Origin of the sequence: Nocardioides sp. (genome assembly GCF_047607365.1) — a bacterium.
Classification (GTDB): Bacteria; Actinomycetota; Actinomycetes; order Propionibacteriales; family Nocardioidaceae; genus Nocardioides.
Window position 1 is genome coordinate 1 of sequence record NZ_JASGDD010000241.1, and the last position, 12,021, is coordinate 12,021.

The 12,021-nt window shown below is 72.9% G+C and carries 14 protein-coding genes and 2 pseudogenes; 8 read left to right on the top strand and 8 right to left on the bottom strand.

Features of this window, described 5'->3' with window-relative positions; translation table 11 throughout:
- Positions 1-324 (bottom strand): annotated as a pseudogene (locus QM572_RS18925) (2-phospho-L-lactate guanylyltransferase); the annotation flags it as partial.
- 67 nt (positions 325-391) lie between these two features.
- Between QM572_RS18925 and QM572_RS18930 the strand changes: the two are divergent.
- A complete protein-coding gene (locus QM572_RS18930; protein WP_415095533.1) occupies positions 392-1,162 on the top strand; it encodes a lysophospholipid acyltransferase family protein in 771 nt (256 codons plus the stop codon).
- The gene (locus QM572_RS18935) at positions 1,159-2,166 is read left to right on the top strand and encodes an NAD(P)H-dependent glycerol-3-phosphate dehydrogenase (RefSeq protein WP_415095534.1); all 1,008 of its coding nucleotides are present in this window, start codon (positions 1,159-1,161) and stop codon (positions 2,164-2,166) included. Before QM572_RS18930 ends, QM572_RS18935 begins: the two co-directional genes overlap by 4 nt.
- A 288-nt stretch (positions 2,167-2,454) precedes the next feature.
- Here the strand turns inward: QM572_RS18935 and QM572_RS18940 are convergent, their stop codons facing one another.
- A complete protein-coding gene (locus tag QM572_RS18940) occupies positions 2,455-2,706 on the bottom strand; it encodes a hypothetical protein (protein ID WP_415095535.1) in 252 nt (83 codons plus the stop codon).
- 20 nt (positions 2,707-2,726) lie between these two features.
- Positions 2,727-3,791 (bottom strand): trans-sulfuration enzyme family protein, encoded by a 1,065-nt coding sequence (locus tag QM572_RS18945; protein ID WP_415095536.1) that lies wholly within the window; start codon positions 3,789-3,791, stop codon positions 2,727-2,729.
- A 50-nt stretch (positions 3,792-3,841) separates the two neighbouring features.
- Between QM572_RS18945 and QM572_RS18950 the strand changes: the two genes are divergently transcribed.
- Positions 3,842-5,209, top strand: a complete 1,368-nt coding sequence (locus QM572_RS18950) for a UDP-N-acetylmuramoyl-tripeptide--D-alanyl-D-alanine ligase (RefSeq protein WP_415095537.1) — start codon at positions 3,842-3,844, stop codon at positions 5,207-5,209.
- A 10-nt stretch (positions 5,210-5,219) separates the two neighbouring features.
- Positions 5,220-6,287, top strand: a complete 1,068-nt coding sequence (locus QM572_RS18955; RefSeq protein ID WP_415095538.1) for a D-alanine--D-alanine ligase family protein — start codon at positions 5,220-5,222, stop codon at positions 6,285-6,287.
- Here QM572_RS18955 and QM572_RS18960 read toward each other — a convergent pair.
- The 3 genes from QM572_RS18960 to QM572_RS18970 form a co-directional block, all read right to left on the bottom strand.
- Positions 6,235-6,663 carry a DUF4383 domain-containing protein gene (locus QM572_RS18960; RefSeq protein ID WP_415095539.1) on the bottom strand — a complete coding sequence of 143 codons (429 nt, stop codon included), beginning with the start codon at positions 6,661-6,663 and terminating at the stop codon, positions 6,235-6,237. The genes QM572_RS18955 and QM572_RS18960 overlap by 53 nt on opposite strands.
- A 148-nt stretch (positions 6,664-6,811) precedes the next feature.
- Positions 6,812-7,777, bottom strand: a complete 966-nt coding sequence (locus tag QM572_RS18965; protein WP_415095540.1) for a D-alanine--D-alanine ligase family protein — start codon at positions 7,775-7,777, stop codon at positions 6,812-6,814.
- Between the two features lies 1 nt (position 7,778).
- Positions 7,779-8,015, bottom strand: a complete 237-nt coding sequence (locus tag QM572_RS18970; RefSeq protein ID WP_415095541.1) for an Lrp/AsnC ligand binding domain-containing protein — start codon at positions 8,013-8,015, stop codon at positions 7,779-7,781.
- A 103-nt stretch (positions 8,016-8,118) separates the two neighbouring features.
- Between QM572_RS18970 and QM572_RS18975 the strand changes: the two genes are divergently transcribed.
- The 3 genes from QM572_RS18975 to QM572_RS18985 are packed head-to-tail and all read left to right on the top strand — an operon-like array spanning position 8,119 to position 10,348.
- On the top strand, positions 8,119-9,090 hold the full coding sequence (locus tag QM572_RS18975) for a thiamine-phosphate kinase (protein ID WP_415095545.1): 972 nt from the start codon (positions 8,119-8,121) through the stop codon (positions 9,088-9,090).
- A gap of 52 nt (positions 9,091-9,142) precedes the next feature.
- Positions 9,143-9,712, top strand: coding sequence for an HAD family acid phosphatase (locus QM572_RS18980; RefSeq protein WP_415095542.1), 570 nt, complete (start codon positions 9,143-9,145; stop codon positions 9,710-9,712).
- A 6-nt stretch (positions 9,713-9,718) separates the two neighbouring features.
- Positions 9,719-10,348 (top strand): CPBP family intramembrane glutamic endopeptidase, encoded by a 630-nt coding sequence (locus QM572_RS18985; protein ID WP_415095543.1) that lies wholly within the window; start codon positions 9,719-9,721, stop codon positions 10,346-10,348.
- 21 nt (positions 10,349-10,369) lie between these two features.
- Here QM572_RS18985 and QM572_RS18990 read toward each other — a convergent pair whose 3' ends face one another.
- A complete protein-coding gene (locus tag QM572_RS18990; protein ID WP_415095544.1) occupies positions 10,370-11,254 on the bottom strand; it encodes an NAD(P)H-binding protein in 885 nt (294 codons plus the stop codon).
- Positions 11,255-11,405: 151 nt separating this feature from the next.
- The gene (gene rpmB / locus QM572_RS18995; protein WP_028645381.1) at positions 11,406-11,591 is read right to left on the bottom strand and encodes a 50S ribosomal protein L28; all 186 of its coding nucleotides are present in this window, start codon (positions 11,589-11,591) and stop codon (positions 11,406-11,408) included.
- A gap of 189 nt (positions 11,592-11,780) precedes the next feature.
- Between rpmB and QM572_RS19000 the strand changes: the two are divergent.
- Positions 11,781-12,021, top strand: a pseudogene (locus QM572_RS19000) (Dak phosphatase); the annotation flags it as partial.

The following is a 12,021-nucleotide window of genomic DNA, read 5'->3' on the forward strand; positions in this document are numbered from 1 at the left end:
CCGCAGCGCGGGCCACCGGCGCGCCGCCTCGCGCGCCGCCTGCACCAGCGAGCCGTTGAGGTCGTCGCTGACCCCGTCGGGGATCGCGGCGCAGCCGAGGGCGATCAGCTCGCGGGAGAAGTCGGCGTCGTCGGTCACCGCCAGCACCGCGCCGACGACGGGCGTCGCCAGACAGGCGGCGGCCGTGTCCAGCGCGAACGACTCGGCCAGCCGCCGGCGTACGGTCTCGGAGACGCCCACGAGCCGTGACTTGCCGCGCGCCGGAGGCTTCACGGGCAGGATCACGACATGGGTCGCGACGTGGCTCGGGGATGGGCTGGTCATCGATGCCGATCCTTGCAGGTCGCCGGTCGGACGAGGAGACACGCCCGAGGCGGTAGCCTGCGGGATCGTGGGCAAGTTCAGGAAGCCGGAGCAGCCGATCAGCGGGACCTACCGGGCGGCGGAGCCGATCATCATGGGCTTCCTGAAGGCCACGACGAGACCCGAGTGGATCGACGGCCAGAAGATCCCCGCGACCGGCGGCGTGATCCTCGCCCTCAACCACGTCTCCCACATCGACCCGCTCACGGCCGCGCGGCTGACGTGGGACTGGGGGCGTCAGTCGCACTACCTGGCGAAGTCGACGCTCTTCAAGAACAAGCAGTTCGGCCGCTTCATGCGGGCTGCCGGCCAGATCCCGGTCGAGCGCGCGTCCGGAGGGATCGAGGCGCTGCGTGAGGCCATCGACAGCGTCAACGCGGGCAACCTCATCGTCGTCTACGTCGAGGGCTCCATCACCAAGGACCCGGCGGGCTGGCCGATGGTCGGCAAGAGCGGCGCCGCGCGGATCGCGCTGGAGACCGGCGCCCCCGTCATCCCGGTCGGGCAGTGGGGCGCGCAGTACCTCCTCAACGGCTACGAGAAGAAGTTCCGCCCGATCCCGCGCAAGCGCGTCCGGATGAAGGTCGGCGACCCGGTCGACCTCTCTGACCTCGCGGCCCAGCCGCGCAACCGGCAGCTCCTCGACGTCGCCACCGACCGGATCATGCGGGCCATCGTCGGGCTGGTCGCGGACCTGCGCGGCGAGGAGCCGCCGGCCGAGCTCTTCGACCCCCGCAAGGCCGGCGTCCGCGACACCGGCAACCCCGACCGGAGCGCCCACGGCGAGGGGTCCGTGTGAGCGCCGGCAAGGTCGCCGTCCTCGGCGCGGGCTCGTGGGGGACGGCGTTCTCGATCGTGCTCGCCGACGCCGGCAACGAGGTCACCATGTGGGCCCGCCGGGAGGAGGTCGCGCGGACGATCACCGAGGAGCACGAGAACCGGGAGTACCACCCGGGCATCGAGCTGCCGCCGACGGTCTCGGCCACGCACGACGTCGAGAGGGCCGTCGACGGAGCCGACATCGTCGTCCTCGCGGCGCCGTCGCAGGCGCTGCGGTCCAACCTCGTCGCGTGGGCGCCGTTCCTGCCGACGGACGCGGTGCTGGTGTCGCTGATGAAGGGCGTCGAGCTCGGCACCCTCGACCGGATGAGCGAGGTCATCGCCGACGTCACCGGGGCCGGCCCCAACCGGATCGCCGTCGTCAGCGGGCCCAACCTGTCGGCCGAGATCGCCCGCCGTGAGCCGGCCGCCGGCGTCGTCGCGTGCGTCGACGAGGACGTCGTGCAGCGGCTCCAGGCGCGGGTGCACAGCCCGGCCTTCCGGCCCTACACCTCCACCGACGTCGTCGGCTGCGAGCTCGGCGGGGCCTACAAGAACGTCGTGGCGCTCGCCGCCGGCATGGCGGTCGGGCTGGGCTTCGGCGACAACACCGTCGCCACCGTCATCACCCGCGGGCTCGCCGAGACCGCGCGCCTCGGCATGCGGATGGGCGCCAACCCGATCACCCTCATGGGCCTGGCCGGGCTCGGCGACCTGGTCGCCACCTGCTCCTCGCCGCTCTCGCGCAACCGCACCTTCGGGGAGAAGCTCGGCAAGGGGATGAGCGTCGAGGACGTCGTCGCCGAGACCCGCCAGGTCGCCGAGGGAGCGAAGTCCTGCGCGTCGCTGCGGGCTCTGGCCACCCGGCACGAGGTCGACCACCCCCTCGTCGCCGCCGTTGACGACGTCGTCGCCGGCCGCCTCACCGCGCTCGACCTGATGGACGCGATGCTGGAGCGTCCGACGAAGTCCGAGCTCGACTAGAGACATGTCCCAGCCCTGTCGGTGCTGGGTGATTGCCTGTCCCCGGTCGAGCTCGACCTGCGGGCCGTCCTCGGCTCCACCGACTGACGGACTCATCGAATTCCGGCCGGCGGGCGGCCCCGACCGCCGCGGCGCGGTCGGCCTGGGCGTCGCCATCCTCGTGCGACTCGCCCTCGCCCGCCACGGCCGTCGCGGACGACGGCGTACGGCGTCGCGGTGCCGCGATCACGGCGGCCGGCCCGACCGGCACGGTTGGCGTCGGGCCACCGAGTCGGCGCTGGGGTCGGATCACTCCGGGTTGAGCACCGTGCGGACCTCCTGCCACTCCTCCCAGACCCGCTCGGGGTCGAGGTCGTCGTAGCCGCGCCTCTCGGCCATTGCCTCGGCGACCGTGCGAGGCGACCGGATGCAGGTGGCGCCGTCGCGCACCGCGATCACCTCGTCCTCGGTGAGAGCACTGCCCTTCTCGCGCTCCGAGTGCAGCAGGAGGGCGATGAGCGGCGGCACGAACTCGATCACGGTGTCCTCGTCGTCGGTCACCGCGCCAACCTACGCCGCGCTCAGCGTGCGCGGTCGAGTGCGCGGAGGAGATCGGCCCAGAGGTCGTCGACGTCCTCGATGCCGACGGAGAGGCGCACCAGTCCCTCGGGGACGTCCTGGGACTCGCCCTTCCACCGGCGCCGGCGCTCGAAGGTCGACTCGACCCCGCCGAGCGAGGTGGCGTGGACCCAGAGCAGCGTCGCGTGGGTGACCAGCTCGGCCGCCTCCGCGGAGGCGAGCACGACGGCCAGCATCGCCCCGCTCCCGGGATAGCGCACCTCGTGGACCGAGGGGTGCTCCGCGAGCCGGCGGGCCAGCTCGGCGGCGTTGGCCGACGCCGCCCTGACCCGCAGCGGCAGCGTCCGCAGCCCGCGCAGCGCCAGCCACACCTCGAACGGTCCGGGGATGGCGCCGATCAGGTCGCGGCGGCCCTTGAGCACCGCCCACAGCTCCTCATCGCGAACCACGAGCGCGCCGAGGTTCACGTCCGAGTGGCCCGCGAGGTACTTCGTCACCGAGTGCAGCACGATGTCGGCGCCCAGCGCGAGCGGCTGCTGGAGGATCGGGGTCGCGAGCGTGTTGTCCACGACGACCCGGATGTCGCGCTCGTGCGCCGCGGCGATGAGCGCCGGCAGGTCGGCGAGCGCCATCTCCGGGTTGGTCGGCGACTCGATCCACAGCAGCGCCGTGTCGTCGTCCAGCGCCGCGATGACGGCGGGCGTGTCGGCGATGTCGACCAGCTTGGTCCGCAGCCGGCCGCGGGCCTCGAGATCGGCCAGCTGTCCCGTCGTGCCGAGGTAGGCCTGGCCGCAGACGACCGTCGAGTCGTCGACCAGGTCCAGCAGCGTGGCGGTGGCTGCCTGCCCGCTGGAGAAGGTGAGCGCCCGCCCGCCCTCGAGCGCGCCGAGCGCCTCCTCGAAGGCCGCCCACGCGTCGTTGGCGTAGCGGCCGTACTCCTTGTCCCCGCCGCCGACGTACGTCGACGCCATCGTGATCGGGACGTTGAGCGGCTGGTCCGGCTCGTGCGCCGGGCGGCCCGCCTGGACGGCGATGGTCTCGGGCTTCAGCGCGGGGGTGTCGGTCATGCGGCCAGTCTCCCGTACCCACCCAGCGAGGGCCCGTAAGGTGGGCTGACGTGATCCCGCTCAGTCTCGAGGACATCGCCCGCATCGTCGGCGGCGAGATCGCCGGCGGCCCGGACGGCGGGAGCGGGCCGGTCACGGTGACCGCGCCGGCCGTGATCGACAGCCGCCTGGCGGAGCCGGGCGGGCTCTTCGTCGCCTTCGTGGGCGAGCACACCGACGGGCACGAGTTCGCCGCGCAGGCGGGCGACGCGGGGGCCGTCGCGGTGCTCGGCAGCCGCCCGACGACGCTGCCGACGGTGGTGGTCGGCGACACCCAGGACGCACTGCAGCGGCTCGCGTCGCACGTCCTCGCCGAGCTGCGGCAGGGCGGCGAGATCACCGTCGTCGGGCTGACCGGCTCGCAGGGCAAGACCAGCACCAAGGACCTGCTCGGCACGGTCCTCGCGGCGGCAGGCGACGCGGTCGCGACGCTCGGCTCGTTCAACAACGAGCTCGGCGTCCCGCTCACCATCCTGCGGGCCGACGAGAAGACCCGCTACCTCGCGCTCGAGATGGGCGCGCGCGGCATCGGACACATCGCCGAGCTCACCGCGCTCGCTCCGCTCGACGTCGCCGTCGTGCTCAACGTCGGCCAGGCGCACCTCGGCGAGTTCGGCTCCCGCGACGCGATCGCCCGCGCCAAGGGCGAGCTGGTGCAGGGCATCGTCGACGGGGGGACCGCCGTGCTCAACGCCGACGACCCCCGCGTGATCGCGATGCGCGCCCTCACCGATGGCCCGGTCGTCACCTTCGGTGAGGCCGAGCACGCCGACGTCCGCGTCACCGGCCTCGCCCTCGACCGGCTCGGCCGGCCGTCCTTCCGCCTGCACGCCCGGGGCGAGGCCGTCGACGTCGCGCTCCCGCTCGTCGGGCGGCATCAGGCGCTCAACGCGGCAGCCGCCGCGGCGGCCGGGCTGGCCGCCGGCGTACCGCTGTCGACGAGCGGTGAGGCGCTCGCCCACGCGGCGCTGTCGAAGTGGCGGATGGAGCTGCACGAGCTGGCCAGCGGCGTGACGCTGCTCAACGACGCCTACAACGCCAACCCCGACTCCATGCGCGCCGCGCTCGACGCCCTGGCCGCGATCGAGACGACGGGGCGTCGCGTCGCGGTCCTCGGCGAGATGCGCGAGCTCGGCGAGGACAGCGAGCACGAGCACGCCGGCATCGGCGCCTACGCCGCCGCGCGGGCCGACCGGGTGCTGGTCGTCGGCCAGGCGGCCCAGGCGATCGAGACGGGCGCGGGGGAGTGCGCGGCCTTCGTGCCGGACAACCCCGCGGCCATCGCGTGGCTCCGCGACGAGCTCGCCGCGGGCGACGTGGTGGTGGTCAAGGCGTCCAACGGGGCGCGCCTCTTCGAGGTGGCCGAGGCGCTCGCGTAGGTTGGCGTGGGTGAGCCAGAAGATCCGCGTAGCCCTGCTGTTCGGCGGCCGGTCCGGTGAGCACCCGGTCTCGATCGCGACCGCCGCGGGGGTCCTCGGCGCGATGGATCCCGACCGCTACGAGGTGGTGCCGATCGGCATCGCGACCAGCGGTCAGTGGGTGCTCGCCGCCGACAGCCTGGCCCGGCCGCAGCTGGCTGGCGGCAACCTGCCCGCCGTCACGACGACCGGCCACGAGGTCGTGCTCGCCGAGCAGGTGCTGGGCTCGGTCGACGTGGTGTTCCCCGTGCTGCACGGGCCCTACGGCGAGGACGGCACGGTCCAGGGGCTGCTCGAGCTCGCCGACGTGCCCTACGTCGGCGCCGGCGTGCTCGCCTCCGCGGTGGGCATGGACAAGGAGTTCATGAAGCTCGTCTTCTCCGGCCGCGGCCTCCCCGTCGGCCCGTACGTCGTCGCGCGACCGCGCGAGTGGCGCGAGTCGCCCGACGTCGTACTCGCGAGGGCGCGGGAGCTGGCGCTGCCGCTGTTCGTGAAGCCCGCGCGCGCCGGGTCGTCGCTGGGTGTCACGAGAGTGGACTCCTACGAGGACCTGGAGGCCGCGATCGCCGAGGCCCAGCGGCACGATCCCAAGGTGCTCATCGAGGCCGGGCTCGCCGGGCGGGAGATCGAGTGCGCCGTGCTGGGCGGCCGCGACGGCGGCGCGCCGCGGGCGTCGGTGCCCGGGGAGATCGTCGTGGAGGTGGCCGAGGGCGCCGACTTCTACGACTTCGAGGCGAAGTACGTCTCCGCCACCCAGGCCCGCACCGAGGCCCCCGCCTCCCTGCCGCCCGAGGTCGCCGAGCGGGTGCGGCAGATCGCCGTCGAGGCGTTCGAGGCGATCGGCGCCGAGGGGCTGTCGCGCGTCGACGTCTTCGTGACCCCCGACGGCGAGATCACGGTCAACGAGATCAACACCATGCCCGGCTTCACCCCCATCTCGATGTACCCGAAGATGTGGGAGGCCACCGGCATGTCGTACGCCGAGCTCATCGACGAGCTGATCGCCCTCGCTCTGGAGCGCCCCCGCGGCCTGCGCTGACCCTGACCCACCACGCGCAGGCGAGCAGGACCGCCGCCGAGCCGAGGTGGAAGACGTTGTCGGCGACCGGGTGCGGGAAGCAGAGCAGTCCCAGCGGGGTGGTGTCGAAGGCCGTCCAGACGGCGGTGGCGATCAGGACGCCGGCGGCGAGGAGACACCAGCGCACCGCCCATGCTCGGAGCGGTGCGGCCAGTAGCCCCGGCCCGAACAGCAGGAGGCCGGCCAGTGCGTGCCAGCCGTTGAAGTCGACGCCGAGCACCCGCACTCGCGGCTCGTCGGCGCAGGGCCCGAAGACGGGGTTGGCCAACAGCCCCCACACGGCGTACCCGAGATTCAGGATCACGAAGGCCAGCAGGCCGCGTTGCGCGAGCGTCACGCTCCCAGCATGGGCCCTGGGTGCGTGCCGCGCGAGAGGTTCGCGACCGAGGGTGGAGTCACCGGTTAACCGGCGAAAGGGGAACTTCTCGGCCGGCACGCCCCCCGAGAAGTTCCCTAGTTACCGGTTAACCGGTAACTCCACCCCGTCAGCGCGACAGGGCGCGGCCGACGAGGTCGACCATCACGGTGCCGAGGGTGGTGCCGGACTCGACGCAGGCGAACGGCATCACCGAGGTCTCGGTCGCGCCGGGCGTGATGGCGGCCTCCAGCACCACGAACGAGCCGTCGGGCTCGACGATGAAGTCCGTGCGGGAGAGGTCGCGCAGGCCGAGGAGCTCGTGCACGGCGACGGCCGCGTCGCCGAGCGCGGTCACCACATCGGCAGAGAAGTCGGGGCGGCGCAGGCCGACGTACTCGGCCGTGTAGCGCGCGGAGAAGTCGAACTCGTGGCCCTTGACGAAGTCGATCTCGATCGGCGCCAGCGGGGCGGGGCCGGAGTCGGTGTCGCGCACGACGACCGACACGTTGACGCCCGGATAGAAGCGCTCGATCAGCGCCTCGTCGTAGTAGGCGTAGGTGCCCACCAGCGCCGACGGCAGCTCGCTCAACCCGTCGACGCCGGTGACGCCGAGCGCGGAGCCGCCGCGGGTCGGCTTCACGACCACGCGGGTGCCGAGCCGGTCCATCACGTGCTCCATCAGCGCGACCGCGCCGATGTCGCGGAAGGTCTGCGCCGACAGGCCCACGGAGTCCGGGACGGGGATGCCAGCGCGGCGGAGGAGCTCGCGCGACGTGCCCTTGTCGTAGGCCACCCGGCAGGCGCGCGAGCCGCTGCCGACGTACGGCAGGTCGATGAGCTCGAGCAGCGTCTGGATCTCGCCGTCCTCGCCGAACTGCCCGTGCAGCGTGGGGACCGCGGCGACGACCTTGTCGCGCTGCAACTGGTGGAGCAGGTTCCGGTCGAAGTCGTACGACGTCACCTCGACGCCCGACGCGCGCAGCTCGCGCACCAGGTTGCGCCCGCTCGCGAGCGACACGTCGCGCTCGTGCGAGAGACCGCCGGCGATGACGGCGATGGGCCCTCCGAGGGCTTCGATCGATGCGGCCGTCATGTCAGATGTGCACCACCGGGCAGGTCAGGGTCCGGGTGATGCCCTCGATCGCCTGCACCTTGGCGACCACCATCTTGCCGAGCTCGTCGATGTTGCGGGCCTCGGCACGGACGATCACGTCGTAGGGCCCGGTCACTCCCTCGGCGAGGGTCACCCCCTTGGTCGCGGACGCGGCCGCGGCCACCGACTCGGACTTGCCGACGTCGGTCTGGATGAGGATGTAAGCCTGCACGACCATGTGCGAACTCCCTGCTGATGACTGGTTGCTGATGACTGAAGGCGCCTGCTGAGCCCTGCTGAGGCGTGAAATAACTCAAGCAACCTACAGCACATGGTGGGATATCCCCGTGGCGAGCAGCATCGGGGGCAGGACCCTCGCCGACCTGGGCGAGTTCGGCGTGATCGGGGAGCTCACAGCCAGATTTCCCCAGGGTGAACATGTGCTGGTCGGCCCCGGCGACGACGCGGCGCTGCTGCGGATCCGCCAGGGTCACGTCGTGGTCTCCTCCGACCTCATGGTCGAGGGCCGGCACTTCCGCCGCGACTGGGCGGCTGCCGTGGACATCGGCCACCGCGCGGCCGCGCAGAACCTCTCCGACCTCAACGCGATGGGCGGCGTCGCGCACTCGCTGACGCTGAGCCTCGCCGCCCCGGCCGACCTGCCCGTCCAGTGGGTGCTGGACCTGGCGAGCGGCTTCGCCGAGGAGTGCTCGCTGGTGGGGGCCTCGGTCGTCGGCGGCGACCTCACTCGCGCCGACGAGATCGTGATCGCGGTGACCGTCATCGGCGCGGTCGCGCAGTCACCCGTGCTCCGCTCGGGCGCCAGGCCGGGGGACGTCCTGGCGCTGGCCGGACGCCAGGGCTGGGCGGCCGCCGGGCTGGCCGTCCTCGCGCGCGGGTTCCGGTCGCCCCGGGCGGTCGTCGCCGCCTATCAGCGTCCCGAGCCGCCGTACGCCGCCGGGCGGGCGGCCGCCGAGGCTGGCGCGACCTCGATGATCGACGTCTCCGACGGCCTGCTGGCCGAGGCGGGACATCTGGCCGCTGCCTCCGGCGTCGCCATCGACGTGCGGCCCGCGGCGCTCGCGGTGCCCGAGGCGTTCCAGGCCGTCGGGATGGCCCTCAACGTCGACCCCGTCACCTTCGCGCTCACCGGCGGCGACGACCACGCCCTGCTCGCGACCTTCCCCGAGTGGACGCCGCTGCCCGAGGGCTGGGCGGTGATCGGCTCGGTCGCCGAGCCCGGCGCCGACGGCCCCCGCGTGACCGTCGACGGAGCGCCCTGGGACGGCCCGGCGGGATGGACGCACTTCTGAAGGGCCGGTCAGGAGATGAGCCCGGATCCACCCAGCGCCTAGGGTGAGTCGCATGCGCTCCCTCCCCAGGCTCTCCGCGCTCGCCGGTGTCCTGCTCGCGCTCACGATGCTGGTCGCGCCGGCGCACGCGCGGGCCGCGCGGACAGACGGGCTGCCCTCGAAGAAGGTCTGGCTGCACGACGTCGCGGTCGCGATGAAGCCGGCGATCCCCTCTCTGCAGCGACGGGTCGCGCGCGGGGGAGACCGGCTCGCCGTCGTACTCGACATCGACAACACGGCGCTGGCGACCCACTACGCGTGGCCGCGCCCGGTGCGCAAGACGCTCGCCTTCGCCCGGCGCGCTGCCGAGCTCGACGTGTCGGTCTTCTTCGTCACGGGGCGGTACGCCGCCGACGCGAAGCGGCAGCGGCCGACCCTCCGGCGCGCCGGCTACACCGTCGACGGCATCTGCGGCCGACGGAGCGGCGAGGGGCTGGTCGCGAGCAAGACGCGCTGCCGCAGGTCGCTCGTCGCTCGGGGCTACACGATCATCGCCTCGGTGGGGAACCTCCCGAGCGACGTCCGCGGCGGCTATGTCGAGCGATCCTTCGACCTGCCGGACTACGGCCGCAGGCTCTCCTGACTCGCGATGGCCGACTCGATGAGCCGGCCGCGGATCGTCGTGATCCTCGGCCTGATCCTGGGCACGATCGCGCTGGGCGTCTCGCTCCACATCCCGCCGGGCAACGACTGGTTCTATCCGGCGACGCTGATGCTGGCCGCGCTGTGGACCCTCGTCGCGCTGGCGTCGGGGCAGCTCAGGCTCGACCGTGCGGCCGAGCGCCCGCGCCGGGCGCTGTGGACCCTCGTCGGGCTCGCGGTCGGCGCCGGTCTCGGGCTGGTGTTCGTCGTCGGGGGGCTCATCGTCCGGCTCATCCCCGGGCTCGACGACTACGTGGCGTCGGTGCTCGACTACGCCGACCGCGGCAACCTGCCGCTCGTGACCGTCGTGACCCTCGTCAGCGGCATCGCCGAGGAGCTGTTCTTCCGCGGCGCCCTCTACGGCTGCCTCGAGCGGCACCCGGTCGCCATCAGCACGGCGGTCTACGCGGTCGTGACGGCGGCGACGGGCAACGTCATGCTCGTCTTCGCCGCCCTCGTCCTGGGGCTCGTGACGGCCGTCGAGCGCCGGGTCACCGGCGGCGTGCTCGCCTCGGCCGCGACCCACGCGGTGTGGGCCATGGCGATGCTCTACGCGCTGCCGCCGCTCTTCTCCTGAGCCCGGCGCAGGAGGCCGTGGCTACAGCCGCTGCGCCAGTGCGAGGCGCACGGCCTGGCGATAGCTGAGCGGCTCGCCCGGGACGAGCTCGCGGATCGAGGTGTCGGTCTGGACGACCTCGGTCGACATCGAGTCGATCAGCGTCTTGGCCGTCGGCACGTCGACGTCGGTCACCAGCCCGATCCAGTGCGAGGAGAGCCGTGGGGTCAGGACCGGCACCGGCACGATCGGGACGCCGTGGCCCCGCATCTCCTCGGCCGCCTGCTGCAGCATCTCCCGGTAGGTCAGGACGTCGGCCCCGCCGATCTCGAACACCCGGCCGATCGCCTCCTCGCGGCCGGTCACGCCGACCAGGTAGCGCACGACGTCGTCGAGCGCGACCGGCTGGCTCCGCGTGGAGGTCCACTCCGGCACGACCATGGCGGGCAGGTTGTGCACGAGCTGGCGGGTGATCTCCCAGGAGATCCCGCCGTCCCCGATCACGACCGCGGCGCGCAGCACCGTCACCGGCACCCCGGCCATCCCCAGGATCCGCTCGACCTCGCGTCGCGAGCGCAGGTGCGGCGAGAGCTCCTCGTCGTCGCTGCCGAGGCCGCCGAGATAGACGATCTGCGAGACACCGGCCTGGGCCGCCGTACGGCCGAAGGCCTCTGCCGCCTCCGCGTCGAGCCGCTCGAAGTCCTCGCTGCCGAGGGAGTGGACGAGGTAGAGCGCGATGTCGGCGCCGTCGAGCGCCGGTCCGAGGGAGTCGGGGTCGTGGACGTCGCCGAAGACCGCCTCGCCCGGACCCTCGTAGTCCTCGGGGTGTCGCGTCATGGCCCGCACGCGGTGACCCGCGTCGATCAGGGCCGGGACGACGTGGCGCCCGACGAAGCCGCTCGCACCCGTCACCAGAACAGTCGCCATGGTCCGACCATAGACATGTCGGTCGAATCGGCCGCCGCCTCGCCGGATCGGGCGCAGACACCACCGATGCGCTCCGGACGGCCTCGGCCGACCTGTCCGGGGCCATGAAAAAAGCCGCCCGGAGGCGGCTTCTCTCACTCGGGTGCGCAGGTCAGCGCGAGACCTTGCCGGCCTTGAGGCAGCCGGTGCAGACGTTGAGGCGCTTGGGGGTGCCGTTGACGGTGGCACGCACGCGCTGGATGTTGGGGTCGAAGCGACGCTTCGTGATCTTGCGGGACCACGGCCGGTTGTTGCCGAAGCCCGGCTTCTTGGCGCAGATGTCGCAGACGGCAGCCACCGTGAACTCCTGGGGTTGATCTTCTAGGTCTGATGGACGTCCAGCCCGTACGGCGGGTGCCGGGGCCGGACAACCGAAAGAGAGTAACGCAGCCCGGCCACGGGGCGGAAATCGTCGTACCCGGTCACTGACCTGGTCACTGAGCGCGCGCTCGACGCCGAGTTCCCCAACGCGCTCTAAGGTGGCCGGGTGCAGACCGTGAGCCTCGCGACCGTCGTCCGGTTCGCGGACCTGGCGACCGATGGTCTCACGGCGTGGCGCGAGGAGATCGACGCGCTCAACGTCTTCCCGGTCCCGGACGGCGACACGGGCACCAACATGCTGCTCACCATGGCCGCGGCGCGCGACGCGCTGGCGGAGGCGGTCGAGCGCGGCGCGGAGGACCGGGCGGCGCTCGACGCCTTCTGCCGCGGGGCGCTCCTGGGCGCGC

What these genes read in the sequence shown, in the direction of transcription:
- QM572_RS18945 (WP_415095536.1), bottom strand. Translation starts at nt 3,791, where the DNA reads ATGACCGACACCCCCGCGCTGAAGCCCGAGACCATCGCCGTCCAGGCG.
- QM572_RS18965 (WP_415095540.1), bottom strand. Translation starts at nt 7,777, where the DNA reads ATGACGGCCGCATCGATCGAAGCCCTCGGAGGGCCCATCGCCGTCATC.
- QM572_RS18970 (WP_415095541.1), bottom strand. Translation starts at nt 8,015, where the DNA reads ATGGTCGTGCAGGCTTACATCCTCATCCAGACCGACGTCGGCAAGTCC.
- QM572_RS18980 (WP_415095542.1), top strand. Translation starts at nt 9,143, where the DNA reads ATGCGCTCCCTCCCCAGGCTCTCCGCGCTCGCCGGTGTCCTGCTCGCG.
- QM572_RS18985 (WP_415095543.1), top strand. Translation starts at nt 9,719, where the DNA reads ATGGCCGACTCGATGAGCCGGCCGCGGATCGTCGTGATCCTCGGCCTG.
- QM572_RS18990 (WP_415095544.1), bottom strand. Translation starts at nt 11,254, where the DNA reads ATGGCGACTGTTCTGGTGACGGGTGCGAGCGGCTTCGTCGGGCGCCAC.